The organism is Flavobacterium solisilvae, from assembly GCF_012911605.1.
GTDB lineage: Bacteria > Bacteroidota > Bacteroidia > Flavobacteriales > Flavobacteriaceae > Flavobacterium > Flavobacterium solisilvae.
In genome coordinates this window covers 1-258 of record NZ_JAAMPT010000073.1, presented here as the reverse complement: position 1 = coordinate 258, position 258 = coordinate 1, and the positions used below count along the sequence as shown (strand labels likewise).

The 258-nt window shown below is 38.0% G+C and carries 1 pseudogene; it reads left to right on the top strand.

The features are described from left to right. A pseudogene (locus G6042_RS00350) lies at positions 1–258 on the top strand (IS1182 family transposase); the annotation flags it as partial.

The following is a 258-nucleotide window of genomic DNA, read 5'->3' as shown; positions in this document are numbered from 1 at the left end:
CACACAACAGCAAGAAAGCAAATTACAACCAAAAGAAAATAGATAAACACCTGGAGTATATAGAAACCAAAACCCAAGAATATTTAAACGCTTTAGCCCAAAACGACGCTCAAGAAACCAGCACCACGGTAACCAATATTCAACAAAAAATAGAACGCTTAAAGCAAAACAAAATCAAATATGAACTGCTAGAAGAGCAACTCAAAACCAGTGGCGAACCGCAAGTGAGCACTACTGATTGTGATGCAAGAGCACTTT